We start from the raw sequence: 23,093 nt of genomic DNA, 5'->3' as shown, positions 1-23,093 counted from the left end.
GAACCGGCATGGCTGCTTCCCACAACGGCGGCGTCGCTCCGTCGCAGTTCCCGCCCCCGGTCGACGTCGTCGAGGAGTTCGTCGCCGCGCCGACGGACCCCGAGGACGAGCGCATCGAGGTCGGGGTCGCCATCGTGGGCGGCGGCCCTGCCGGTCTCGCCTGCGCCAACCGGCTGCTCCAGCTCCTCGCGGAGGATCCGGAGCTCCTGGAGTCCTTGGGCGAGGTCCCCGTCGCGGTCGTCGAGAAGGGCAAGGTGTGCGGTGCGCACAACATGTCCGGCGCCGTGATGAAGCCCGGACCCTTCAAGACCGTCTTCCCCGACACGGACATCGCGGCGCAGCCGTGGGCCCTGAGCCAGTGCGAGGACGACGGCGCGGTCTGGCTGCGCAACGAGAAGAAGTCCTTCTCGTTCCCCGTCACCCCGCCGCCCTTCAAGAACAAGGGCAACTGGGTCATCTCGATCTCCCAGCTCTGCCGCTGGATGGCGCAGGAGGCCGAGGAGGCCGGCGCGTACATCCTCACCGAGACCGCCGCGTCCAAGCTGCTCGTCGACGGCGAGGCCGTCGTCGGCATCCGCACGGGCGACAAGGGTCGCGCGAAGGACGGCAGCGAGAACCGGAACTTCGAGCCGGGCATGGACATGACGGCGAAGGCCACCGTCCTGGCCGAGGGCACCTGGGGCCACCTGACCGGTGCCGCGGTCAAGCGCTTCGACCTGGCCGCCGGCAAGGAGCCGGCCACCTGGGAGATCGGCGCCAAGGAGGTCTGGAAGGTCAAGAAGCCGTACAAGAAGGTCGTCCACACCTTCGGCTGGCCCGCCCGTCCGAAGAAGAAGCAGGCCGAGGCCGGCGGCGGGTGGATCTACCCGATCGGCGACGATCAGGTCTCGATCGGCTACGTCGTCCCGCTGCACACCTCGGACGCCACGATGTCGGTCCACGACATGCTGCAGGCGTTCAAGGCCCACCCGTACGTCCGCGAGATCCTCGAGGGCGGCGAGCGCACCGCGTGGGGCGCCAAGGCCATCCAGGCCGGCGGGTACCGCTCGATGCCGAAGCTCTCGGTCCCGGGTGCGGTCATCGCCGGCGAGTGCGCGTCGATGGTCGACATGGCGCGCCTGAAGGGCGTGCACATGGCGATCGAGGCCGGTCGTCTGGCCGCCGAGTCGATCTTCGCGCAGCTCAAGGCCGGGTCGAACGACTTCACGGGCTACGAGACCGCGATCGAGGACTCGCTCGTCGGCAAGACGCTGCGCGAGGTCAAGGACAACCGCCTGCTGCTCGACTCGCACTCGCTGCCCGTCGGCGCGGCGCTGTCCGGGCTCGACTTCGTCACCAAGGGCAAGCTGCCCCTGACCGGCGGTGAGCTGCACCGCGACGCCGAGGTGGCGGTGTCGGTGCCCGCCAAGCCGATCAAGGACCGCTACCCGCAGCCGGACGGCAAGTACTTCTTCGACAAGCTCTCGTCCGTCTTCATCACCGGCAACGCGACGCGCGACGACGCGCCGAGCCACATCCGGATCGAGAAGAAGGTCAAGCGCGAGGTCGCCGAGGCATGGGCCTGGATGTGCCCCGCCGGCGTGTACGAGATCGAGGACGACCAGCCCAAGGAGGGCTTCGTCGACGTCACCGTCAACTACACCAACTGCGTGCAGTGCGGCGCGATCACGGCCCGCGGCGGTCGCCTGACGCCTCCCGAGGGCGGCGACGGCCCCGCGTACCAGAACACCTGAGCGGTACCGGCCCGGACGTCCGTCCGGAGTCGGTACCGGCGGTGCCGGACGAACGATGAGCCGGGACGAGGGGCGCGCAACTTGCGCGCCCCTCGTGCGTTGTGAGAGGTGGGGCCTGCGTCATCATGGTGCGGCCCCGCCGAGATCCCCCGACCCGTGCCCCTCGCCTTGCCCTCACCATCGACCGGCCTGCGCCGGTCCGCCCCCGCCCTCCTCGCCGCCTCGCTCCTGCTCGCGGCGCCCGTCGGCGCCTCCGCCGCGTCGTCCTCCAAGGTCCCGTCCGGCACCGCGAAGGTCTCGCGTGGCGTGTGCGCGACCTCCGCGACGGATCTGCAGGCGCGCGCCGCATCGTTCTCGGTCACCGTCCGTGACCTGCCGCCCGCCGGCTCCTACGGCTTCTCCGCCCGGCTGGAGGAGCGGATGCCCGGTGCCCGCTGGAAGGCGCTGAAGGGCCAGGACGTCCCGTCCGGCTTCGGGGCGTTCGAGGTGGCCCGCTCCGGCGCCCCGAGCATGAGCCGCCGGATCACCGTGCGCGGCCTGCACCCCGGCAGCTCCTACCGCCTCCGCGTCACCTACCGCTGGACCGGGTCGTCCTCGACGACGGTCGTCCGCAGGACCAGTCGCGCGTGCGCCGTCAAGGACCTCCGTCCCGACGTCGGCCTGACGGGCGAGTTCGGCTGGCAGCCGAGCACGACCGGGGGAGAGGTCGCCTACCGGATCGGCCTGCGCAGCGACGGGCTCGACGCCCTCAAGGGCGTGGACGTCCCGGTCGTCGTCCGCCAGGGCCAGAGCGTGCTCGCCACGGGGGTCGTCCGGCCGTCCGCCGCGTCCGAGGTCGTCCTCCTGACCGGCCGGCGCTGCGTGCAGGGCTCGCCCGTGACGGTCGAGCTGGACCCGGACGGCCTGGTCGAGGACCGCGACGCGACCGACGACCTGCTGAGCGCCTCCTGCCTGCCGGTGGCGCGATGAGCGCCGGCACGACCCTCCCGCGCCCGGACGGGACCGTCCTCGTCGCGGTGGGCGGTTCCGGCGGAGCGCGACGGCGGGCCTCCGTTGGTAGGGTTCCCCGGCCATGAAGACTGAGATCCACCCCGAGTACGCCCCCGTGGTCTTCCGCGACGCTGGCGCCGGCGCCACGTTCATCACCCGCTCGACCGTCAAGAGCGACAAGAAGATCGAGATCGACGGCGAGACGTACCCCGTCATCGACGTCGAGCTCTCCTCGGCGTCGCACCCGTTCTACACGGGCAAGCAGAAGATCGTCGACACCGCCGGCCGCGTCGAGCGCTTCAAGCGCCGCGCCGCCAAGCGCGAGGCGTCCGAGGCCAAGGCCACGCCGGAGTCGTAGTGCCCGGGCGCTCCGCCCGGAACCGTCCGTTCGACCACCTCGGTCAGGACGGCCCCGCGGAGCGCCACCCGCCCCGGACACGTCCGTCCGTGGGCTCGCGCCAGGAGGGACTCAGGTCCCGGCGCGCCGCTGCCGACGCACCTGTCATGGATGCGTCCGCCAGCTCCTCGAGCACCCGGTCCCGCCCCGCGGACCCGACGGGCCTCGACGACCCGTTCGCCGCCGGGCCCGCCCGTCGTCGGCCGCAGGCCGCGCACGAGGCCGGGCGAGACGCCCCCGTCGGCGGCCAGGCCGTCGTCGAGGGCGTGATGATGCGCGGCGTCCGGCACTGGGCCGTCGCCGTCCGCAAGCCGCTGCCCGAGCAGCTCGAGGACGGTCCGCTGGCCGACGGCGAGGCGGCCCTTGGCGAGATCGAGGTGCAGGTCATGCCCTTCGACTCCGTGCTCAAGCGGCACCGCTGGATGCGCCTGCCGATCGTCCGAGGCTTCATCGCCCTGCTCGGCTCGCTGAAGATCGGCTTCAAGGCCCTGCAGATCGCCGCGCAGGCGCAGCAGCCCGAGGACGACCCGGAGATCTCGAAGGGCTCGTGGGCGGTCGCGATCCTGGGCGGTCTGGCGCTCGCGATCGGCCTGTTCGTGCTCACGCCCGTCGGGCTGACCAGCCTGATCAAGGAGCAGCTCGGCTCCGGCGTCGCGTTCTGGATGGTCGAGGCCGTCGTGTCGACGACGATCTTCGTCGGCTACCTGTCGCTGATCAGCCGGCTCCCGGACCTGCGTCGCGTCTTCGAGTACCACGGCGCCGAGCACCAGACCATCTCCTGCTACGAGGCGGGCCTGCCGCTGACGCCCGAGAACGCATCGCGGTTCAGCCGCCTGCACCCCCGCTGCGGGACGAGCTTCATGCTCATCGTCATGGTCACGGCGGTCTTCGTCTACTCGCCCCTCGGCATCCTCGAGTGGTGGCAGATGATGTGTGCCCGCCTGGTCGGGATCCCGCTGATCATCGGCATCTCGTTCGAGGCCATCAAGTACGCCGGGTCCCACCGCGGCAACCGCCTGGTGCGGGCGATCATGTGGCCCGGCATGCAGCTGCAGCTGCTCACCACGCGCGACCCCGACCACGAGCAGCTCGAGGTGGCGATCGCCGCGATGCAGGCCGTCCTGGACCGCGAGGACCCGCGGGCGGCGACGCAGCGCGAGCTGGTCGGCATCGAAGTCGCGGCATAGGGGGAGCCGGTGCGGGCCCCGCCCCGAGCGTCTCGGGTCGGACCGCGTCGGACTGCGGCGTGGCTCGGGGCACCCGCAGGGGGTGCGGGCCCCGCCCCGAGCGTCTCGGGTCGGACCGCGTCGGACTGCGGCGCGGCTCGGGGCACCCGCAGGGGGTGCGGGCCCCGCCCCGAGCGTCTCGGGCCGGACCGCGTCGGACTGCGGCGCGGCTCGGGGCACCCGCAGGGGCCTTCGTGCCGCGCCGAGCGTAAGCTCGGTGGTCGTGATCGAAGCGCTGGTGGAGCAGATCGAGGCCCGGTTCGCCGAGCTGGAGGCCCAGATCGTCGATCCCGACGTGATCGGCGACCGCACCCGCTACGCCGAGGTCGGACGCGAGTACCGGCGGATGACGCAGGCCAACGCGCTGGCCGGCCAGTGGCGCCACGCGGTGGACGACGCAGCCGGCGCCCGCGAGATGCTCGCCGACGACGAGGACCCCGAGATCCGCGACATGCTCGATGCCGCGAAGGCGCGCATCACGGAGCTCGAGGAGGAGATCCGCGTCGCGATGGTCGACCCCGATCCCAACGACGACAAGGACGTCATCGTCGAGATCCAGGGCGGCGCGGGCGGCGAGGAGGGCGGCCTGTTCGCCGGTGACGTCCACCGCATGCTCGTGAAGTACGCGGAGCGTCGCGGCTTCAAGACCGAGTCGCTGTCGGCCTCCGACGGCAAGTACACGTTCGCGGTGAAGGGCGAGGGGGCGTTCTCCGTCTTCAAGTGGGAGGCCGGCACGCACCGCGTCCAGCGCGTCCCCGCCACCGAGACGCAGGGCCGCATCCACACGTCGACCTGCACCGTCGCCGTGCTGCCCGAGGCCGAGGACGTCGACGTCCACATCGAGCAGAGCGACCTGCAGATCGACGTCTACCGCTCGTCCGGGCCCGGTGGGCAGTCGGTCAACACCACCGACTCCGCCGTGCGGATCACGCACCGGCCGTCCGGCGTCGTCGTGTCGATGCAGGACGAGAAGTCGCAGCTGCAGAACCGCGAGAAGGCCCTCCGCGTCCTCCGCGCCCGCCTCTACGAGCACGCCGTCGCCGAGCAGCAGGCCGAGCAGTCCGCCGCCCGGTCCGCCCAGGTCGGGACGGGCGACCGCGCCGAGAAGATCCGCACGTACAACTTCGGCGAGGGCCGGGTCACCGACCACCGGATCAAGCTCACGAAGTACGCGCTCGAGGCGATCCTCGAGGGCGAGCTCGAGGAGTTCACCGGCGGCCTGCAGGCGGACGAGAAACGCCGGCTGCTCGAGGACCTGGCCGCCTCGGGGGCGTGAGCACGGCGCGTCCCCCCGCCGGTCGGGACGCCGCCGACGGCGACGCCCCGGATCCTGCGGGCGCGGCGGCCACGACGGTCGGCGCGGCGGTCCGGCGCCTGACCGACCGCTTCTCCGCGGCCGGGCTGGACTCTCCGCGCCTGGACGCCGAGCTGCTCGTCGCCGACGCGATCGGCGGGGACCGCGCGCGCCTGTTCCTCTCGCCCGACCGACCGCTGACGGCCGACCAGGCCACCCGCGTGGCCGGCCACGAGGCCGGTCGCGCCGTGCGTCGCGCCTCCGTGGCGCACCTGACGGGCACCCGCGGGTTCCGCATGCTCGACCTGGCCGTCGACGGCCGCGTGCTGATCCCGCGGCCCGAGACGGAGCTCCTCGTCGAGCTCGGGCTGGAGCTGCCGCCCGGCTCCACGGTCGTCGACGTCGGCACCGGCAGCGGCGCCGTCGCGCTGGCCCTCGCCGACGAGCGGCCCGACCTCGTCGTGCACGCCACCGACGTCTCCGCCGACGCGCTCGACGTGGCCCGGGAGAACGCCCGGGCCCTGGGCTCCCGCGTCGTCTTCCACGAGACCGACCTGCTCGACGGGCTCCCGCGGCTCGGGACGCCGCTGGCGGTCCTCTCCAACCCGCCGTACGTCCCGGACGGCGACCTCGCCGACCTGCCGCCCGAGGTCGCCGACCACGACCCGCACCTCGCGCTGTTCGGCGGCCCCGACGGCCTCGACGTCGTCCGGCGGCTGCTCCCCGCCGCCCACGCGATCGGCGCGTCGCTCGTCGGCGTCGAGATCGGGCGCGGGCAGGCGGAGGCGACCGCGGCGCTCGCCCGCGCTGCGGGGTTCGGGAGGACCGAGATCCGCGACGATCTCGCGGGGATCGGTCGGGTCGTCGTGGGACGGACGGGGCAGCCGGCGTGAACGCCGCCCGGCCCGGCGCCGACGTCGCCCCGCTGTCCGCCGACGATGTCCGGGCGCTGACGGCGGCGGCCGCGGCCGGTGGAGTGGTGCTCTTCCCCGCCGAGGGGGTCTACGGCCTGGCGGCCGACCCCCGGCGACGTGACGCCGTCGGCCGCATGGCGACGCTGAAGGACCGCGACCCGCGCAAGCCGTCCGCCGTCATGTTCTGGGCGCTCGAGGATGCGCTGTCGGCCGCCGCCGACGCGGGGGAGACCGTCCGCGAGGCCTTTCGTCGCCTGCTGCCGGGGCCCGTCGGCGTGCTCGTCCCCAATCCCGGTCGGCGGTACGCGATCGCGGCGGGCGACGGGGACGCGCTGGGCATCCGGGTGCCCCGCCTGCTCGAGCCCGTCGACGCGCTGCCCGTCGTCCAGACGAGCGCGAACCTCGCCGGCGGCCCCGACACGCTGACGGTCGCGGACCTGCCCCCGACGATCCGGGACGGCTGCGCCCTCGTCCTGGACCGTGGCCCGCGGCCCGGGACGGCCTCGACCGTCGTCGACCTGCGCGGGCTCGCCGACGGGCGCGGCACGTGGCGGGTGGTCCGCGAGGGCGCCGTCCCGCGGTCCGCGATCGCCGCGGCGCTGAACGGGCTCGGGTCCGAGTCGGGCTGAGGCCGCCGGCCGGTCCGCGGCCCCCCGGTCTACGATGGCCGCATGCGGATCGCCGTCGCCTCCGACCACGCCGGGTTCACCCTCAAGGAGCACGTCAAGGCGGCGCTGACCGACCAGGGCCACGAGGTCCTGGACGCCGGCACGACCTCGGCGGAGTCCACGGACTACCCGGAGTACGCCGCGAAGGCGGCCCGCGCGGTCGCCGCCGGGGACGCCGAGCGCGGCGTCGTCGTGTGCGGCTCCGGCAACGGCGTCACGATCACCGCCAACAAGATCGCCGGCATCCGCGCCGTCAACGCGCACGACGCCGCCGAGGCGACGATGGCCCGGCAGCACAACGGCATCAACGTCCTGGGCCTCTCGCAGGCCCGGCTCGACGGCGCGGCCGCCGAGGAGATCGTCGCCGCGTTCCTGAGCACGGAGTTCGAGGGCGGCCGCCACGAGCGCCGCATCGGCGAGATCGCGGACGTCGAGGGTGGGGGCGACGGCACGGCCCCCGTGTCGACGGACATCCCGCCGGTCGCACCGACGCACTAGACGTACCCCTCGACGTCGGACTGCGCGCCACCCACCCCGGGGGTGACGGCACGGCCCCCGTGTCGACGGACATCCCGCCGGTCGCACCGACCCACTGACCATGCAGGGGGGCCGTCGACCCGACCGGTAGGCTCTGCCCCTCGTCGCGACTGGCGCCACGGGTGGAACCGACCACCGGGGAGCGACGAGGATGGACCGCCGCGCGCCTGGGCACCCGAACCGCCCGTTCCCGAAGGAGACGCCCGTGTCCGATCTGCCCCCCGACTTCTTCAACGCCTCGCTGGCCGAGGTCGACCCCGAGGTCGCGGCCTCGATGGCCGACGAGCTCAAGCGCCAGCAGGACACGCTCGAGATGATCGCCTCGGAGAACTTCGTTCCCCAGGCCGTCCTCGAGGCGCAGGGCTCCGTCCTGACCAACAAGTACGCCGAGGGCTACCCCGGCCGGCGCTACTACGGCGGCTGCGAGCACGTCGACGTCATCGAGCAGCTGGCGATCGACCGCGCCAAGGAGCTCTTCGGCGCCGAGCACGCCAACGTCCAGCCGCACGCCGGTGCGCAGGCCAACAACGCCGTCTACCACGCGCTCCTGCAGCCCGGCGACAAGGTCATGGGCCTCTCGCTCGCCCACGGCGGCCATCTCAGCCACGGGATGAAGCTCAACGTCTCCGGGCGCCTCTACGACATCGTCGCCTACGAGGTCGACGAGGAGACGTCGCTGGTCGACATGGACGAGGTCGCGCGGATCGCCCGCGAGGCGAAGCCGAAGATGATCATCGCCGGCTGGTCCGCGTACTCCCGGCACCTCGACTTCGCCCGCTTCCGCGAGATCGCCGACGAGGTCGGCGCCTACCTCTGGGTCGACATGGCGCACTTCGCGGGCCTCGTCGCAGCGGGCCTGCACCCCAACCCGGTCCCGTACGCCGACGTCGTCACCACGACGGTCCACAAGACCCTCGGCGGCCCGCGCTCGGGCATCATCCTCTGCAAGCAGGAGCTGCAGAAGAAGATCGACCAGGCGATCTTCCCGGGCCAGCAGGGCGGGCCGCTGGAGCACGTCATCGCCGCGAAGGCCGTCGCGCTCAGGATCGCCGCCTCGGACGCCTTCAAGGAGCGCCAGCAGCGCACGATCGACGGCGCCCGCGTCCTCGCCGAGGAGCTGCTCGCCACGGAGTCCGGCCTGAAGGTCCTCACCGGCGGCACCGACGTGCACCTGGTGCTCGTCGACCTGCGCGACACGGAGCTGACGGGCCAGGACGCCGAGGACCGCCTCCACGAGGTCGGGATCACCGTCAACCGCAACGCGGTGCCGTTCGACCCGCGCCCGCCGATGGTCACCAGCGGGCTGCGCGTCGGCACCTCTGCGCTGGCCACCCGCGGGCTCGACGTCGACGCCTTCCGCGAGGTCGGCAAGGTCATCGGCGCGGCGCTCGCCGTCGACGACGCCGCGTTCGCCGACGCCAAGGACGAGCTCGCCGCGCGCGTCGCGAAGGTCGCGGGCGCCTTCCCGCTCTACACCCACCTGGGGTGATCCGCCGGGCCGGGGCCGGGCCGGTCCCGGCACCGCCCGCGCGGGGTCCGGACGGTCCGGGCCGCCTCTCTAGAGTGCCTCCGGCATGAACTGGCGCGACCCGATCGTGGGACTGCTGGTCGCCTTCGCGGTCAGCGCGGCGCTCACGCCGCTGGTGGCGCGGGCGGCCGTCGTCCTCGGCGCCGTCGACCAGCCACGGGGTCGCGGCCTGGGCGTCGGCGGCACGCCGCTCCTCGGCGGCCTCGCGATCCTGATCGCGGTCACCGTCGCGGTCCTGCTCGAGATGCCGGACCCCGGCCCGCAGGCCGACAACCTGCGGGCGATCCTCCTCGGTGCCGTCCTGATCGCGGTCGTCGGTGCGGCGGACGACCGCTTCGACCTCCCGTGGGCGGTCAAGCTCGTCGGCCAGATCGGTGCGGCGCTGATCCCGGTCTCCCAGGGCGTGCAGGTGGAGAACATCACCTTCCCGTTCCTCGGGGCGGTCCAGTTCGCCGACGGCCCGAGCACGATCCTGACGGTCTTCGGCTTCGTCCTGCTGATGAACGTCGTGAACTTCTCCGACGGCATCGACGGCCTGGCCGCCGGCGTCAGCTCGATCGCCGCCGTCGCGATGGGGATCGTCGCGGCCGACCTGATGAAGGACCACGCGGCGCTCCTGGCCGCCGCGACCGCCGGGGCAGCGCTGGGGTTCCTCGTCCACAACTTCCACCCCGCCCGGGTCTTCATGGGCGACACCGGGGCGATGCTGCTCGGGTACCTGCTCGCGGCGATCGCGGTGGAGGGGTCCGTGAAGACCAACGCGGTGCTCGCGCTCGTCGTGCCCTTCGTCGTCCTGGCGCTGCCGGTGCTCGACACGACCTTCGTGGTGCTCAAGCGGCTGAAGTCGGGGGTCCCGATCTACAACGCGGACCAGAACCACTTCCACCACCGCCTCAGCCGGATCGGCTTCAGCCCGCGGCGCACCGTCGTCTACCTGTACCTGTGGGCGGGGTCGCTCGCGGGTCTGGCCGTCGCGCTGCGGTTCGTCCCCTACTCGGACAACCGCGGCCACTTCAACCCGGTGTGGACCACGGTCATGGGCCTGATCCTGATCGGCTGCCTCGCGGTGTCGGTCTACCTCGTGACGGTCCTCGAGATCCTCAAGCTCCGGCGACTCGACGCGCTGCGCCTGCGCCTCGCGCGTCCCGGCATCAGCGAGGACGAGATCGACGCCGACGTCGCACGCGCCCTGCAGACCGGGGAGTTCAGCTCGATCACGGGCGAGCACCACCCGGTCGACGAGCCGGGCTGAGCGCGCGGACCGCCGCCGACCCTGCGAGCGCTAGGCCGCGTCGGCCGCGGCCGGGTCGACGTGCCCGTAGATCGCGCGCAGCCACATGGCCGAGATCGCCTCGACGAGCTCCGCCGGGGCGAAGACCTCGCCCTGCACGAACTGCTCGTAGAGCGCGCGCTCCACGCCCCAGACGAGGGCGAAGGCGGTCGCGCGGGCCGCGAACGGCGGTGCCGCGCCGGCCTCCTGCTCGAGCAGGATGCGCTGTTCCGTGGCGTCGATGAACCGCCCGATCAGCGCGCGCCAGTGCTCGGCGACCTCCCGCTCGTACGTGCCGACCTCGACGATCGCCCGCAGCAGCGGACCGTGCTGGACGAAGAGCGCCGAGACGTCCTGGATCGACGCCCGCAGCGCGTCGTGGCTGATGCCCGTCCCCGACCACCAGATGTCCGCGGCGGCGTAGAGCTCGTCGGCGACCGTCGCGGTCAGCCGCTCGAGCACCTCCCGCTTGTCCCGGAAGTAGAAGTAGAACGACGTGCGCGAGATGCCCGCCCGCCCGGCGATCCGCTCGACCCCCATGTCGGCGTAGGTCTCGCCCTCGGTCAGCAGCTCCTCCATCGCCTTGAGCACGTCGTGCTGGATCCGTTCGCGCTTCGGGGTCGCGTCGGTCCGTCGGGAGGTCGGGGCCACCCGTCGAGGGTACCCGCCCCGCGGTCGTGGCCCGGACGACCCGCCACACCGGCCCCGGCCCGCAGGCGCACGTTTGACAGGGCGTCGAACGCGATACAACTCCGGCGTGGAGCAATGGATCTGTGAGCCGTGCGGCTTCATCTACGACCCCGAGGAAGGGGACCCGGACGGCGGCATCCCGCCCGGGACGGCCTTCGCCGACATCCCGGACGACTGGAGCTGTCCGGTCTGCGGGGCGCAGAAGCGCGAGTTCGAGAAGCTCGACGACTGAGGTCGCCGCACCGGTGCGGTCCTGAGGCGCCCGGCGCGTCTCCGCGCCGGTGCCGCCGGGCCCCCGCGGCCTGTCCACGCGGACGGCCGGGGCGCGTCGGCGCTCGTCTAGAGTCGTCCGGGTGCTCGAAGAGCTCCTGCTCCTCGCCGGTCTCCTGCTCGTCGCGGGGCTCGCGGCCTCGCTCTTCGCCGGCCGACTACGCGTCCCGGCGCTGGTCGTCTTCCTGCTGCTCGGCATGGCCGCCGGCCCGGACGAGCTGGGCATCATCGAGACCCGCGACGCCGAGCTCATCCGGGACGTCGGGCTCGTCGCGCTCGTCCTGATCCTCTTCGAGGGCGGTCTGGCGTCGGGCCTGCGGGAGATCCGGCCGGTCGCGGTCCCCGCGGCGCTGCTGGCGACCGTCGGCGTCCTCATCACCACGACCGTCGTCGGCACGGTCGCGTTCGTCACGCTCGACGTCAACTTCGAGCAGGGCCTGCTGCTGGGCGCGATCGTGGCCTCGACCGACGGTGCGGCGATCTTCGCCCTGCTCCGCGGGTCGACGCTGCGCAAGCGGCTGGCGCGGACGCTCGAGGGTGAGGCCGGGATGAACGACCCGGTGACCGCGCTGCTGGTCATCGGCCTGATCGACCTCAGCAAGGGGGAGGGGTCGGTCCTCGACATCTTCGTGACGATGGCGAGCGAGCTGGCCATCGACGCCGTCGTCGGCACGGTGATCGGGCTGCTGGCCGTGCAGGCGTTCCAGCGGGCGCGGCTGGCCAGCGAGGGCCTCTATCCGGTGGCCTCCCTGGCCACCGCGATCCTCGCCTACGCGGTCGCGTCGAACCTCCACGGCTCCGGGCTGCTCTCCGCCTACGCCGCGGGTCTCATCCTGGGCTCGTTCCCGATCCAGGGCAAGCGGTCGATCACCGCGTTCCACGACGGGATCGCGTGGGTCGCCCAGCTGGGCATGTTCCTGGCGCTCGGGCTGCTCGTCTCGCCCCACTCGCTGCAGGACGTGTGGGTCGAGGCGCTCGTCATCACCGCCGCCCTGCTGTTCCTGGGCCGGCCGATCTCGGTGATGGCGATCCTCACGCCGCTGCGGTTCTCCGCCCGGGAGCAGATCGCGGTGTCGTGGGCGGGACTGCGCGGGGCGGTGCCGATCGTCTTCGCGACCTTCCCGGTGATCGCCGGCGTCCCCCGGGCGGACGAGTTCCTGTCGATCGTCTTCTTCGTCGTGGTGCTCACCACGATCCTCCAGGGGGTCACGTTCGAGGGACTGGCCGTCCGACTCGGCGTGACCACGACGCAGCCGGCGATCGACCGGCCGCTCGTGGAGGTCATGGCGGTCCGGGAGCTGGGGGCGGAGGTCGTCGAGGTCCGGGTGCGGGAGGGCGACGCCATGGTCGGGGCCCGCGTGAAGGACCTGGGGCTGCCGCGGGACGCGCTCGTCAACGTCCTGGTCCGCGGGGACGAGGCGCTGCTGCCGCGGGGGTCGACGACGCTCGAGCGGGGGGACAGGCTCCACGTCCTGGTGCGCCGCGAGGTGGCGGGGCAGATCCCCGGCCTGATCGAGCGGTGGCGCGAGGGGCCGGTCGGCCCGGTGGTCCGCCCCGTGCGTCGGCACGTCGCGATCCGCCCGATCTTCCGTGCCGGACCGTGGGACGCCCGCGACGGCGACGCCTCCGAGCCCCTCACGGTCACCGGCATCGCGGTGGTCGAGCGGCTGCGGCTCCGGCGCGACGCCCCGGGCGCGCTGGTGGTCCTCGCCGACGGCCGGTACGCGGTCTCGGGCGCGATCGCCATCGTCGGCTCGCGGCAGGCGGTCCAGGGCGCGGCGCGGCGGCGTCTGCAGGGCGCTCCGGACGACGCCGAGGCGGGGTGGTGGCAGGAGGTCGTCGGCGCGTGCGCGTTCTGACGGCGCCCGCCCGCGGAGGCCGGACGACGGTCACGGGAGGCGACGCGCCGGACCGCGCCGGGACCACCGTCGCGGCGCCCGGCGAGCGGATGCGCGCCATCTTCGTATCCGCGGGCACCACCGCTCGTGACGGCTCGCACAAGCCCTCGTACAGGCCGGTACGAAAGGCCGAAAACCCGCTCGGCAGCAGGCGACACGCCCCTTGTGATCTGTATATGGTGGGACTCCGCCGCCGAACCCCTCCTCGCCGCAGCCACGCTGCGGCCCGAGAGGGGACTCCTGCGTTGCCGATCCGGATGGGTCGTGCGCGCCGGCGGACCGCACCACATGGCGCATCCATCCCACACCAGCGAGACCGCCGATGACGGCTCCCGATCGACCGCCCGCGGGCGGAGCGGTGGCCGGCATGACCATCGTCACCTCGATGCTCCTGGGGCTCGCCGTGTTCGGCGGGATCGGGGCACTGCTCGGGTCGCTGGGCTTCGGTCTGATGGTCGGGGCCTTCGTGGGGATCTTCGGCGGCGTGGCCGCGGTGATCGCCCGGTTCCGATGACCGACGGGGCCTCCACGTGCTGAACGTGCGCCTCATCGACATCGCCGTCGTGATCGCCGCCCTGCCGATCGTGCTGCTCCTCGGAGCACCGGTCGTCGGCTGCGTCGTCGCCACCGTCGTCTGGGTCGTGCAGCGGATCGTCGCCGGCGTGGTCGAGGGCCGCGCCCAGGCGCAGGACGACCCGCGCACGGCACTCAAGCTGAACTTCGTCGCGATGATGGCGCGCGTCTGGCTCATCTGCCTGGCGATCGTCCTCTGCGGCGTCGTCGTCGATCGTCAGGACGGGGCCGCCGCCGCCGCGACCATGATCGTCGCCTTCACGGTCTACCTGGCCGTCACCCTCCTGACCCGCACCACCGACAGGAAGTCTGTCCACGCATGAGCACCCGCGCGAAGGTCCGCACCGGCATCGGGGTCTACGTCCTTCTGATCATCGCCGCGGTCGCCGCGTTCGGTGCGACGAAGAACGAGGACTCGTCGTTCGAGCCGGCCAACGAGTTCAAGGTCGACACCTGGATCGACCTGGGCCCGCTGTCCATCAACAAGGCCGTCCTCTACATCGTCATCGCCGGGTTCCTGACGGTCTTCACGATGATGTGGGTCGCCAAGCGGATGCAGGCCAAGCCGAACCGCACGCAGACCGTCGTCGAGCTGATCTACACCTCGATGCGGGACAACGTCACCGGCGCCAACATGGACGGTGCGATGGCGAAGCGGTGGTTCCCCTTCATCGCCACGATCTTCCTCTTCATCTGGTACTCGAACCTCATCGGCTACATCCCGCTGCCGACGAACACCGAGCACGAGTTCGACGTCTTCGGCCTGGCCGTCCCGCACTTCGCGCTGTACGCGGCGACCGCCAACCTCGGCGTCCCGCTCATGCTCGCGATCCTCGTGTTCGTCTTCTACACGGGTGAGGGCATCAAGAAGAAGGGCCTCATCGGCTACCTGGGCAGCCTCGTGCCGCCCGGCGTCACCGGTCCGATGGCCGTCTTCATCTGGTTCCTCGAGTTCCTCTCCAACTTCATGCGGTTGATCTCGCTGTCCGTGCGACTGTTCGCGAACATCCTCGCCGGGCACCTGATCATCCTGTTCATGAGCGGCGGCCTGGCCGTGCTCCTCGGCATCCACGCCGTGGGGATCATCGCGCTTCCCGCCGGCATCCTGCTCTATCTCTTCGAGATCGGGCTGGTCGCCACCCTGCAGGCCTTCATCTTCGCCACTCTCACGGCCATCTATCTCGGTGGCGCCGTGTCCGAGTCCCACTGAGTCACCTAAAAGGAGCAGTACCGTGGACCTGACGATCATCACGCAGCTGGCCGCCGTCGACGACGCATCCGACGCCGGCAAGGCCATCGCCCTCGCCCTCGGTGGCGGTCTCGGCGCCGCCGGCGCCGGCATCGGCATCGGCTACCTCTTCGGCAGCGTCGTGCAGGCGCTCGTGCGCCAGCCGGAGCTCAAGGACGAGATCACCAGCATCCAGTGGCTCGGATTCGCCCTGACGGAGGCCGTGTTCTTCTACGGCCTCGTCGCGGGCCTCCTGGCCTTCTTCCTGTAGGCCGCGATGAGCGTGCTCCTGCAAACCATCGCGCCCCTGGCGGCCGGTGCCGAGGTCGAGGGCGAGAACAAGAGCTTCCTCGTCTCTCCCGATCTCGGCGCGATGATCTGGACGCTGATCGTCTTCGTCATCGCCTGGATCGTCCTGTCGAAGGTCGCGTTCCCGAAGATCGCGGAGGCCCTGGACAAGCGCCAGGCCGCGATCAACGAGTCGATCGAGGCAGCTGAACGCGACCGCAAGGAAGCGGAGCAGCTCGCCGCGGAGAACCGACAGAACCTCCTCGAGGCGCGGACGCACGCCGAGGACATCCTGACGCGCGCTCGCAAGAGCGCCGACGCCCACGAGGCGAAGGCGCGCGAGGACGCGAAGACCAAGGGCGAGGAGATCCTCGCCCAGGCCCGCAAGGACATCGAGTCGGAGACGCGTCGCGCCATCAGCGAGATCCGCTCCGAGGTCGCCGACCTGACGATCCTGGCCACGGCCAAGGTCACCGGGAAGACGCTCGACGGGGACGACCAGCGTCGTCTCATCGAGGATGCCCTCGACGGCCTCGACTTCTCCGCCCTGAGCGGCGAGCAGCGGAGGTAGGACCATGGACCAGATCTCCCGCGTGTACGGCCGGTCGCTGTTCGAGGTCGCCCAGGAGCGCGACGTGGTCGCCGAGGTGCGAGAGCAGCTCGGTCAGATCGTCGACGCGCTCTCCGGCAGCCGCGAGCTGCAGCTGTTCCTCGCCTCGCCGCAGTTCTCCTCCCAGGAGAAGCGCGACGGGATGCGCCGGGCGATCGACGGCGCCGATCCCATCGTCGCCAACCTGCTCGACGTCATGATCGAGAACCAGCGGCTCACGCTGCTGCCGGAGGTCCGGAACGAGTTCGATGCTCGGTACGACGACCTCCACAAGGTCCTGCCCGTCCGGATCTCGACCGCGATCGAGCTGGACGAGGAGACCACCGCCCGGATCGGCCGTCAGGTCGGCGAGGGGACGGGCCGCGAGGTCCAGCTGACCACCGAGGTCGATCCGGACCTCATCGGCGGGATCGTCCTGCGCGTGGGGAACCAGATCCTCGACGCCTCGATCCGTCAACGACTCGAAAACCTGCGTCGACAGGTGGCGACGGCGTAGTCCGCCGTCGTCGATCGCCACTTCCGTAGGAGCCCTGCACCATGCAGATCAAGCCTGATGAGATCACCAGCATCCTCAAGAGCCGCATCGAGGGTCTCGATGCCGGCGAGGCGTCGCTGACCGAGGTCGGCACCGTCCTCTCCGTGGCCGACGGCATCGCCCGTATCCACGGCCTCGACAACGCCGGCTCGTTCGAGATGCTCGACCTGCCGCACGGCGTGACGGGCCTGGCGCTGAACCTCGACGCCGACTCCGTCGGTGCCGTGCTGTTCGGCGACTGGCAGAAGGTCGTCGAGGGCGACACCGTCAAGCGCACCGGCAACCAGCTGCAGATCCCGGTGGGCGACGCCCTCCTGGGCCGCATCGTCTCGCCGCTCGGCACGCCGCTGGACGGCAAGGGCCCGATCGAGACGACGGAGACCCGTCCGCTCGAGTTCAAGGCCCCGGGCATCATCTCCCGCAAGCCGGTCACCGAGCCGCTGCAGACGGGCATCAAGGCGATCGACGCGATGATCCCGATCGGCCGTGGCCAGCGCGAGCTGATCATCGGCGACCGCCAGACGGGCAAGACGTCCGTGGCGATCGACGCGATCATCAACAACAAGGACTCCGGCGTCATCTCGGTGTACGTCGCCATCGGTCAGCGCATGGCCTCGGTCGTGCAGATCGCCCAGACGCTCGCCGAGAACAACGCCCTGGACTCGACGATCATCGTCGCCGCGTCCGCCGACGAGGCCGCGCCGATCAAGTTCGTCGCGCCGTACGCCGGTGCCGCGATGGCCGAGCACTTCCTCTACAACGGCGGCCACACGCTCGCCGTGTACGACGACCTGACGAAGCACGCGTTCGCGTACCGCCAGATGTCGCTGCTCCTGCGCCGCCCGCCGGGCCGCGAGGCGTACCCGGGCGACGTCTTCTACCTGCACTCGCGCCTGCTCGAGCGCTCGGTGAAGCTGTCCGACAAGCTCGGCGGCGGGTCGATGACGGCGCTGCCGATCATCGAGACGCAGGCGGGCGACGTGTCGGCCTACATCCCGACGAACGTCATCTCGATCACCGACGGCCAGATCTTCCTCGAGCCGAAGCTGTTCTACTCGGGCGTCCGCCCGGCCATCAACGTCGGCATCTCGGTGTCGCGCGTCGGCTCCTCGGCCCAGACGAAGCCGATGAAGAAGGTCCAGGGCGGCCTGAAGCTCGCGCTCTCGCAGTACCGCGAGCTCGAGGCCTTCGCCCAGTTCGGCTCCGACCTCGACGCCGACACCCGCGCGACCCTGTCGCGCGGTGAGCGCCTCGTGAAGACGCTGAACCAGGGCGAGCGCTCGCCGCTGACCGTCGGCGAGCAGGTCCTGCAGATCTACGCCGCCACCAACGGCTACCTCGACCGCATCACGGCCGACCGCGTCGAGGAGTACCAGTCCCGCCTGATCGAGGCGGCCGCCGGCTCCATCGGCGACACCGTCAAGAAGATCGACGACGGCGACTGGTCCGACGAGACGCAGTCCTCCGCCAAGGACTTCATCGCGAAGTTCACGGAGCAGGACTTCGGCTACGAGCTCGACGAGGACGGCGAGCCGCTCGAGACGGCCAACGCCTGATGAGCCCCGTCTCCCGTCGACCCGAGAGGAGCTAGTCCATGGCGCAGAGCGACGTCAAGGCCCGCATCGGGTCCGTCCAGAACATCCGCAAGATCACGCGGGCGATGGAGATGGTCTCGGCCGCGCGCCTGCGCAAGGCCGAGGACCGGGCCTCCTCGCTGCGTCCGTACGCCGACGCCCTGCGCCGCATGACCCGTCAGGCCGCCGCGGCGGCCGGTGCGGGGGAGCTGCAGTCGCAGCCCGTCCTGCGCACGCACGACCAGGAGAACACGGTCGGCCTGGTGCTCGTCACCGCCGACCGCGGCCTGGCCGGCGCCTTCAACTCTCAGATCCTCCGCGCGGGCCTCAACCGCGCGTCGGAGCTCGAGGCCGAGGGCAAGACGGTGACCTTCTACTCCAGCGGTCGCCGCGGCGTCTCGTCGCTGACGTTCCGCAACAAGGAGCTGGCCGGCCAGTACACCGGCTTCACCGACGCGCCGTCCGCCCGCAACGCGAGCGACATCGCCGACGACCTCGTGGGCGCGTTCGTCGACGACAAGATCGACCGCGTCGAGGTCTTCTACAACAGCTACATCTCGCCGCTGGTGCAGGAGGTCCGACAGGAGACCCTCCTGCCGCTGGCCGCCGCGAGCGTGGTCGGGGGCGACGACGACGTCGCCGACGAGTCCACCGCCGAGGAGTCCAAGGGCCCCAAGGCGATGGTCGAGTACGAGCCCGACGATCCGGCGGAGCTGCTGGCCGAGCTCGTCCCCGAGTTCGTGCAGGTCTCGCTCCTGCGCGCCCTCCTCGAGTCGGCCGCCTCGGAGCACGGCGCCCGCATGTCCGCCATGCGCAGCGCCTCCGAGAACGCCGCCGACGTGATCAAGAACCTGACGCTCGCGATGAACCGCGCGCGCCAGGCCGACATCACGCAGGAGATCATGGAGATCGTCGCCGGCGCGGAGGCCCTCAACTGATGAGCGCCACCGCCCGCACCCAGAACACCCCGGTCGTGCTCGTCGCCGAGCCCGTCGGCCCGTCCACCACCCCCGCTCGCACCGAGTAAGAGGAACAACTCATGGAAGCCGCAACCGCTACCAACACCGGTCGGGTCGAGCAGATCCAGGGCGTCGTCATCGAGGCGGTGTTCCCGGACAAGCTGCCCGAGATCAACTTCGCCATCGAGACCACGATGCCGGACGGCTCGACGCTCGTCCTCGAGGTCCAGCAGCACCTGGGCGACGACCGCGTCCGCGCCGTCGCCATGGACTCCACCGACGGCCTCGCCCGAGGCGTCGAGGTCCGCGACCTCGGCGGTCCGATCTCCGTGCCCGTCGGCAAGGCCGTCCTCGGCCGCATCTTCAACGTCCTCGGCGAGACCATCGACGAGGGCGAGGAGCTCGGTGAGCACGAGCTCTGGGGCATCCACCGTCCCGCGCCGAAGGTCGAGGACCTGACGCCGACGACCGAGATGTTCGAGACCGGCATCAAGGTCATCGACCTGTTGGCCCCGTACGCCAAGGGCGGCAAGATCGGCCTGTTCGGCGGCGCCGGCGTCGGCAAGACGGTCCTGATCCAGGAGCTCATCAACAACCTGGCGCAGGAGCACGGCGGACTGTCCGCGTTCTGCGGCGTCGGCGAGCGCTCCCGCGAGGGCACCGACCTGTACCTGGAGATGCAGGAGTCGGGCGTCATCGACAAGACGATGCTCGTCTTCGGCCAGATGAACGAGCCGCCCGGAGCCCGCATGCGCGTGGCCCTGACGGGTCTGACGATGGCGGAGTACTTCCGCGAGCAGGGCGGCCAGGACGTGCTGCTCTTCATCGACAACATCTTCCGCTTCGTCCAGGCCGGCTCCGAGGTCTCGGCGCTCCTGGGTCGCATGCCGTCGCAGGTCGGCTACCAGCCGACGCTCGAGTCCGAGATGGGTCAGCTCCAGGAGCGGATCACCTCGACCCGCCAGGGCTCGGTCACGTCCGTGCAGGCCGTCTACGTGCCTGCCGACGACCTGACCGACCCGGCCCCGGCCTCGGTGTTCGCGCACCTCAACGCCACCACGTCGCTGTCCCGCGCGATCTCCGAGAAGGGGATCTACCCGGCCGTCGACCCGCTCGACTCGTCGTCGACGATCCTGAAGCCCGAGGTCGTGGGCCAGGAGCACTACGACATCGCCAACCAGGTCAAGGAGATCCTGCAGCGCTACAAGGAGCTGCAGGACATCATCGCCATCCTCGGCATCGACGAGCTCGGCGAGGAGGACAAGATCCTCGTGCAGCGCGCCCGCAAGATCGAGCGCTTCCTGTCGCAGCCGTTCCACGTCGCCGAGCAGTTCACCGGCGCACCGGGCCAGTACGTGCCGATCGCCGAGACGGTGCGGTCGTTCAAGGAGCTCCTCGAGGGCAAGCACGACGACCTGCCCGAGTCCGCCTTCCTCCTCAAGGGCTCGATCGACGACGTCGTCGAGGCCGCGAAGAAGGGCTGATCCCCGTGGCGTACGAGCCCTTCAAGGCCGACGTCCTCTCGCCCGGGGGCCAGGTGTTCTCGGGCGAGGTGCAGCAGATCTCGACCCGCACGGTGTCGGGCGAGCTCGGCGTGCTGCGCAAGCACCAGCCGCTGCTCGGTCGCCTCGAGGCCGGCGAGCTCCGCCTGTACCTCCCGAACGACGGCGAGGTAAAACGCCTCGTCCAGACCGGCGGCTACATCCAGGTCGCCGGCGACGGCGGCGTGCTGCTGCTCGTCGACGAGGCCTACCCGGTCGAGGACTACGACCGGGCACAGGCCGAGGCCGACCAGCAGAAGGCCGCGGAGCGGCTCGACGCCGCCGAGGAGGGCACCGAGCAGCACCGACTCGCGCTCGCCGGCAAGAAGCGCGCCGACGCGCTGGTCAAGCTCGGCGACAAGCTCGAGAAGCGCTGACGGGCGGGGAGCGGGCGCCGGACCACCGGCCTTCCGCTTCCCGGACCGCAGGACGACGAAGGGCCCGGATCGCCGATCCGGGCCCTTCGTCGTCCCTCACCCGGCACGCCGGGCGGGTGGTCCTGCGGGACGGGGCCGACGCGCGGCGCCGGCCCTCGTCCGAGCGGCGGTCAGAAGCCGCCGTTGTAGTTCCAGAGCATGATGAGGACCATGCCGACGAGCGACACGACCGCCGTGGCCGCGAAGCCGACCGTGCTCGGGACGAGGCTGATGTTCTCGTCCTTGTCGTCGTGGCTGGGGTGCTCGAGCTCGCTCATCCGGGTCCTCCGTAGGTGAGCAGCCATCTTCGCACGCGCGCACGGGCGACGCGAGGTCGTACCGGGCGCCGGGTGCGGTGGCGACGGCCGCCGTGACGGCCGCCTATCCTGACGCGATGGACGAACGGCTGCTGACGGAGCGGCTGGTCGGGTACGACACCTCCGCATCGGCCGGCCTGCGGGCCGCCGGGGGGTTCGTCAAGGGCTGGCTGGAGTCACACGGGATCGACGCCTGGGAGCGCGATCACGACGGTCTGCCCGTGCTGCTCGCGACCATCGGTCCGGAGGATCCCGCGGTCCCGACCGTGATCCTCCACGGCCACCTCGACGTGGTCCCCGGTCATCCGGACCAGTTCACGCCCGAGCGCGACGGCGATCGCCTCTACGGCCGGGGGACCTACGACATGAAGGGCGGTCTCTCGGCGATGCTCTGCGCCTTCCGGGACTGCGCGGCGGAGATGCGCGACCTCGGGGCACGGTCGCCGATGGCGGGTGTGCGGGTCCAGCTCGTCGTCGTGCCCGACGAGGAGAGCGAGCAGGTCGACCGTCGCTCGACGGACGCGCTCGTCAAGGACGGCACGCTGCGCGGCGACTTCGCGATCACCGGCGAGCCGACAGAGCTGCAGATCGGGGTGCAGGCCAAGGGCGTCCTGGCCGTCCGCCTCGCGGTCCACGGCGTCTCGGCCCACGGGTCCACCCCGTGGCTGGGCGACAACGCGGCGCTGAAGGCCTTCGACGTCTTCCGGCGGATCGAGACCCTGCCGTTCAGCCGGCAGAGCAGCGACCTCTACGACCGCCCGTCGATCAACCTCGCCCGGATCCACGGCGGCGACGCCTTCAACATGGTTCCGGACCGTTGCGAGATCACGGTCGACATCCGGTTCGTCCCCGGGCAGGACCCGATGGAGATCCTGCGCCAGATCCGCGCGATCCCGGACGTCGAGGTCCTGAAGTTCCTGGAGCGCGCGCCGGCGATCGTCTCGCGGTCCAACCCGTTCGTGGTCGCCCTGCGCGATGCGGTGGCGGGGACGGGGGAGGGCGCCGGCATGGCGGTCGGGCGCGACGGGGCGTCGGACGCCTTCGCGTTCCTCGAGGCCGGCATCCCCGCCGTCGAGTTCGGCCCGAGCGGCAACGGCCACCACGGACCTGAGGAGTGGGTCTCCGTCGAGTCGCTGGCCCGCTACCGCCGGGCCCTCGTGGCGTTCGTCCGGTCGATCCCCGCGGCCGTGGGCGCCGAGCCGGTCGGCGGACCCGCGGCACCCCGCCCGTAGGGGCGCCTGCCGCGGGCCGCGGGGAGCACGCCTCCCGCCGACCCCCGTGCGCCGCTCGCGGCCGCGACGGGCCTCCGCACGGGACCGCCCGCGGCCCGGGCTCCGGTCCGGTGAGCGGTGTACCCTGATCGGTCTATGTCCGCAGAGCGTGAGCCCATCGGCGTGATCGGTACCGGATACGTGGGGTTGGTGACCGCGGCGGGGTTCGCCGAACTCGGCAGCGACGTCGTGTGCGTCGACATCGACGCGGAGAAGATCGCGCGTCTGGAGCGGGGCGAGATCCCGATCTACGAGCCGGGTCTGGCCGAGCTGGTGCAGAAGAACCGCGAGCGCCTGACGTTCACGACCGACATCTCGCAGGCGCTGTCGCGGGCGCGGCTGCTGTTCGTGGCGGTCGGGACGCCG

At 71.7% G+C, this 23,093-nt stretch carries 26 protein-coding genes and 1 riboswitch; of the genes, 24 read left to right on the top strand and 2 right to left on the bottom strand.

Annotation, left to right across the window (positions count from 1 at the left end; translation table 11 throughout):
* The first annotated feature begins 8 nt into the window (after positions 1–8).
* The 10 genes from Q7T67_RS08880 to Q7T67_RS08835 all read left to right on the top strand — a co-directional run bounded on the left by Q7T67_RS08880 (position 9) and on the right by Q7T67_RS08835 (position 10,539).
* The gene (locus tag Q7T67_RS08880; RefSeq protein ID WP_304788183.1) at positions 9–1,733 is read left to right on the top strand and encodes an electron-transfer flavoprotein:ubiquinone oxidoreductase; all 1,725 of its coding nucleotides are present in this window, start codon (positions 9–11) and stop codon (positions 1,731–1,733) included.
* A 156-nt stretch (positions 1,734–1,889) separates the two neighbouring features.
* Positions 1,890–2,702: a hypothetical protein gene (locus tag Q7T67_RS08875; RefSeq protein ID WP_304788181.1), complete on the top strand. Its 813-nt coding sequence runs from the start codon at positions 1,890–1,892 to the stop codon at positions 2,700–2,702.
* A 103-nt stretch (positions 2,703–2,805) separates the two neighbouring features.
* Positions 2,806–3,081, top strand: a complete 276-nt coding sequence (locus Q7T67_RS08870; protein WP_304788179.1) for a type B 50S ribosomal protein L31 — start codon at positions 2,806–2,808, stop codon at positions 3,079–3,081.
* Positions 3,082–3,227: 146 nt separating this feature from the next.
* Entirely contained in the window at positions 3,228–4,307 is a 1,080-nt protein-coding gene (locus Q7T67_RS08865; RefSeq protein ID WP_304788177.1) for a DUF1385 domain-containing protein, read from the top strand.
* 262 nt (positions 4,308–4,569) lie between these two features.
* Positions 4,570–5,622, top strand: a complete 1,053-nt coding sequence (gene prfA / locus Q7T67_RS08860; protein ID WP_304788175.1) for a peptide chain release factor 1 — start codon at positions 4,570–4,572, stop codon at positions 5,620–5,622.
* Positions 5,619–6,533 carry a peptide chain release factor N(5)-glutamine methyltransferase gene (prmC, locus tag Q7T67_RS08855; RefSeq protein ID WP_304788173.1) on the top strand — a complete coding sequence of 305 codons (915 nt, stop codon included), beginning with the start codon at positions 5,619–5,621 and terminating at the stop codon, positions 6,531–6,533. Before prfA ends, prmC begins: the two co-directional genes overlap by 4 nt.
* Complete coding sequence (locus Q7T67_RS08850) at positions 6,530–7,183, top strand: L-threonylcarbamoyladenylate synthase (RefSeq protein WP_304788171.1); 654 nt, start codon at positions 6,530–6,532, stop codon at positions 7,181–7,183. Before prmC ends, Q7T67_RS08850 begins: the two co-directional genes overlap by 4 nt.
* Before the next feature lie 42 nt (positions 7,184–7,225).
* Positions 7,226–7,720 carry a ribose 5-phosphate isomerase B gene (gene rpiB / locus Q7T67_RS08845; protein WP_304788169.1) on the top strand — a complete coding sequence of 165 codons (495 nt, stop codon included), beginning with the start codon at positions 7,226–7,228 and terminating at the stop codon, positions 7,718–7,720.
* Positions 7,721–7,855: 135 nt separating this feature from the next.
* Positions 7,856–7,939: riboswitch (ZMP/ZTP riboswitch) on the top strand.
* A 25-nt stretch (positions 7,940–7,964) separates the two neighbouring features.
* Entirely contained in the window at positions 7,965–9,248 is a 1,284-nt protein-coding gene (glyA, locus tag Q7T67_RS08840; protein ID WP_304788167.1) for a serine hydroxymethyltransferase, read from the top strand.
* 85 nt (positions 9,249–9,333) lie between these two features.
* On the top strand, positions 9,334–10,539 hold the full coding sequence (locus Q7T67_RS08835) for a glycosyltransferase family 4 protein (RefSeq protein WP_304788164.1): 1,206 nt from the start codon (positions 9,334–9,336) through the stop codon (positions 10,537–10,539).
* A 30-nt stretch (positions 10,540–10,569) separates the two neighbouring features.
* On the opposite strand, the gene Q7T67_RS08830 is transcribed toward Q7T67_RS08835, so the two are convergent.
* Positions 10,570–11,208 carry a TetR/AcrR family transcriptional regulator gene (locus Q7T67_RS08830; RefSeq protein WP_304788162.1) on the bottom strand — a complete coding sequence of 213 codons (639 nt, stop codon included), beginning with the start codon at positions 11,206–11,208 and terminating at the stop codon, positions 10,570–10,572.
* A gap of 106 nt (positions 11,209–11,314) precedes the next feature.
* Between Q7T67_RS08830 and Q7T67_RS08825 the strand changes: the two genes are divergently transcribed.
* The 12 genes from Q7T67_RS08825 to atpC all read left to right on the top strand — a co-directional run bounded on the left by Q7T67_RS08825 (position 11,315) and on the right by atpC (position 21,100).
* Entirely contained in the window at positions 11,315–11,479 is a 165-nt protein-coding gene (locus tag Q7T67_RS08825) for a rubredoxin (protein ID WP_304788160.1), read from the top strand.
* Positions 11,480–11,600: 121 nt separating this feature from the next.
* A complete protein-coding gene (locus tag Q7T67_RS08820) occupies positions 11,601–13,376 on the top strand; it encodes a potassium/proton antiporter (RefSeq protein WP_304788158.1) in 1,776 nt (591 codons plus the stop codon).
* Positions 13,377–13,782: 406 nt separating this feature from the next.
* Positions 13,783–13,929, top strand: coding sequence for a hypothetical protein (locus Q7T67_RS08815; protein ID WP_304788156.1), 147 nt, complete (start codon positions 13,783–13,785; stop codon positions 13,927–13,929).
* Positions 13,930–13,945: 16 nt separating this feature from the next.
* Positions 13,946–14,311, top strand: a complete 366-nt coding sequence (locus tag Q7T67_RS08810; protein ID WP_304788154.1) for a hypothetical protein — start codon at positions 13,946–13,948, stop codon at positions 14,309–14,311.
* Entirely contained in the window at positions 14,308–15,198 is an 891-nt protein-coding gene (atpB, locus tag Q7T67_RS08805; RefSeq protein ID WP_304788152.1) for a F0F1 ATP synthase subunit A, read from the top strand. The genes Q7T67_RS08810 and atpB overlap by 4 nt, the downstream gene beginning before the upstream one ends.
* A gap of 22 nt (positions 15,199–15,220) precedes the next feature.
* Positions 15,221–15,487 (top strand): ATP synthase F0 subunit C, encoded by a 267-nt coding sequence (locus tag Q7T67_RS08800; RefSeq protein ID WP_051471712.1) that lies wholly within the window; start codon positions 15,221–15,223, stop codon positions 15,485–15,487.
* Between the two features lie 6 nt (positions 15,488–15,493).
* A complete protein-coding gene (gene atpF, locus Q7T67_RS08795) occupies positions 15,494–16,075 on the top strand; it encodes a F0F1 ATP synthase subunit B (RefSeq protein ID WP_304788149.1) in 582 nt (193 codons plus the stop codon).
* Positions 16,076–16,079: 4 nt separating this feature from the next.
* Complete coding sequence (atpH, locus tag Q7T67_RS08790; protein ID WP_304788147.1) at positions 16,080–16,610, top strand: ATP synthase F1 subunit delta; 531 nt, start codon at positions 16,080–16,082, stop codon at positions 16,608–16,610.
* Positions 16,611–16,651: 41 nt separating this feature from the next.
* The gene (gene atpA, locus Q7T67_RS08785; RefSeq protein WP_304788145.1) at positions 16,652–18,205 is read left to right on the top strand and encodes a F0F1 ATP synthase subunit alpha; all 1,554 of its coding nucleotides are present in this window, start codon (positions 16,652–16,654) and stop codon (positions 18,203–18,205) included.
* 38 nt (positions 18,206–18,243) lie between these two features.
* A complete protein-coding gene (gene atpG, locus Q7T67_RS08780) occupies positions 18,244–19,161 on the top strand; it encodes an ATP synthase F1 subunit gamma (protein WP_304788143.1) in 918 nt (305 codons plus the stop codon).
* A gap of 101 nt (positions 19,162–19,262) precedes the next feature.
* Positions 19,263–20,666: a F0F1 ATP synthase subunit beta gene (atpD, locus tag Q7T67_RS08775; protein ID WP_304788141.1), complete on the top strand. Its 1,404-nt coding sequence runs from the start codon at positions 19,263–19,265 to the stop codon at positions 20,664–20,666.
* Positions 20,667–20,671: 5 nt separating this feature from the next.
* Positions 20,672–21,100, top strand: coding sequence for an ATP synthase F1 subunit epsilon (gene atpC / locus Q7T67_RS08770; RefSeq protein WP_304788139.1), 429 nt, complete (start codon positions 20,672–20,674; stop codon positions 21,098–21,100).
* A 170-nt stretch (positions 21,101–21,270) separates the two neighbouring features.
* Here the strand turns inward: atpC and Q7T67_RS08765 are convergent, their stop codons facing one another.
* Positions 21,271–21,417 (bottom strand): hypothetical protein, encoded by a 147-nt coding sequence (locus Q7T67_RS08765; RefSeq protein WP_304788137.1) that lies wholly within the window; start codon positions 21,415–21,417, stop codon positions 21,271–21,273.
* A gap of 116 nt (positions 21,418–21,533) precedes the next feature.
* Between Q7T67_RS08765 and Q7T67_RS08760 the strand changes: the two genes are divergently transcribed.
* Entirely contained in the window at positions 21,534–22,688 is a 1,155-nt protein-coding gene (locus Q7T67_RS08760; protein WP_304788135.1) for a M20 family metallopeptidase, read from the top strand.
* 135 nt (positions 22,689–22,823) lie between these two features.
* A partial coding sequence (locus tag Q7T67_RS08755) for a 3-hydroxyacyl-CoA dehydrogenase NAD-binding domain-containing protein (protein WP_304788133.1) occupies positions 22,824–23,093 on the top strand: 270 nt, incomplete at its 3' end.

Source organism: Patulibacter sp., from assembly GCF_030655195.1.
GTDB lineage: Bacteria > Actinomycetota > Thermoleophilia > Solirubrobacterales > Solirubrobacteraceae > Patulibacter.
This window is presented reverse-complemented; position numbering and strand designations above follow the sequence as displayed.

Coding starts and splice junctions, on each gene's coding strand:
- Q7T67_RS08880 (WP_304788183.1), top strand. CDS start 9: ATGGCTGCTTCCCACAACGGCGGCGTCGCTCCGTCGCAGTTCCCGCCC.
- Q7T67_RS08870 (WP_304788179.1), top strand. CDS start 2,806: ATGAAGACTGAGATCCACCCCGAGTACGCCCCCGTGGTCTTCCGCGAC.
- Q7T67_RS08865 (WP_304788177.1), top strand. CDS start 3,228: ATGGATGCGTCCGCCAGCTCCTCGAGCACCCGGTCCCGCCCCGCGGAC.
- rpiB (WP_304788169.1), top strand. CDS start 7,226: ATGCGGATCGCCGTCGCCTCCGACCACGCCGGGTTCACCCTCAAGGAG.
- Q7T67_RS08835 (WP_304788164.1), top strand. CDS start 9,334: ATGAACTGGCGCGACCCGATCGTGGGACTGCTGGTCGCCTTCGCGGTC.
- Q7T67_RS08815 (WP_304788156.1), top strand. CDS start 13,783: ATGACCATCGTCACCTCGATGCTCCTGGGGCTCGCCGTGTTCGGCGGG.
- atpB (WP_304788152.1), top strand. CDS start 14,308: ATGAGCACCCGCGCGAAGGTCCGCACCGGCATCGGGGTCTACGTCCTT.
- atpF (WP_304788149.1), top strand. CDS start 15,494: ATGAGCGTGCTCCTGCAAACCATCGCGCCCCTGGCGGCCGGTGCCGAG.
- atpH (WP_304788147.1), top strand. CDS start 16,080: ATGGACCAGATCTCCCGCGTGTACGGCCGGTCGCTGTTCGAGGTCGCC.
- atpA (WP_304788145.1), top strand. CDS start 16,652: ATGCAGATCAAGCCTGATGAGATCACCAGCATCCTCAAGAGCCGCATC.
- atpG (WP_304788143.1), top strand. CDS start 18,244: ATGGCGCAGAGCGACGTCAAGGCCCGCATCGGGTCCGTCCAGAACATC.
- atpD (WP_304788141.1), top strand. CDS start 19,263: ATGGAAGCCGCAACCGCTACCAACACCGGTCGGGTCGAGCAGATCCAG.
- Q7T67_RS08765 (WP_304788137.1), bottom strand. CDS start 21,417: ATGAGCGAGCTCGAGCACCCCAGCCACGACGACAAGGACGAGAACATC.
- Q7T67_RS08760 (WP_304788135.1), top strand. CDS start 21,534: ATGGACGAACGGCTGCTGACGGAGCGGCTGGTCGGGTACGACACCTCC.